This is a genomic window from Pseudomonas sp. EA_65y_Pfl1_P113 (genome assembly GCF_963970525.1).
In the GTDB taxonomy this organism is placed as follows: domain Bacteria; phylum Pseudomonadota; class Gammaproteobacteria; order Pseudomonadales; family Pseudomonadaceae; genus Aquipseudomonas; species Aquipseudomonas tritici.
Genome location: NZ_CAXAQM010000465.1, coordinates 1 through 478, shown reverse-complemented (window position 1 = coordinate 478; position 478 = coordinate 1). Strand labels below are relative to the sequence as shown.

Sequence of the window (478 nt, the reverse complement as noted above, 5' to 3'; positions counted from 1 at the left end):
GCGCGGCATCCCTGTCGTGGCGGCGGCGCGCACCGTCATCAGGTTGCGCGACTGTTCGACGCCCCAGCGCATGGTATGCGCGCCAGAGCCCCCGACATTGCCGAAATTCTTGAAGCACTTCTGGCCCAGCCGCGCGCCCTGATAGACGCAGAACGGGCCGTCGACGATGATCGAGGCGGGGGTCATCCCGCCCTCCAGCGCCGCTGCATAGACGATCGGCTTGATCGTCGATCCCGGCTGACGCAGCGCTTGCGTGGCGCGGTTGAAGGCCTGGGCGCGGAAGTCGAACCCGCCCTGCATCGCCAGCACGCGGCCGGTCCAGGGATCCATCACCACCATGGCGCCGGAGACTTCGGGAATCTGACGCAGACGGTATTGGCCTTCGACCGGCTGTCCTTCCTTGGTGTAGAGCGGATCGGCATAGATCACGTCGCCGGGCTGGAGCACCTGCGACACGGCCGTCGGCGCCCTGCCCTTG

1 protein-coding gene is annotated in these 478 nt (G+C 67.6%); it reads right to left on the bottom strand.

What is annotated here, in order from left to right; all coding sequences use genetic code 11:
• Window positions 1-478, bottom strand: a 478-nt coding sequence (locus AACY52_RS30595; RefSeq protein WP_339561428.1) for a penicillin-binding transpeptidase domain-containing protein, incomplete at both ends; no start/stop codon positions are given.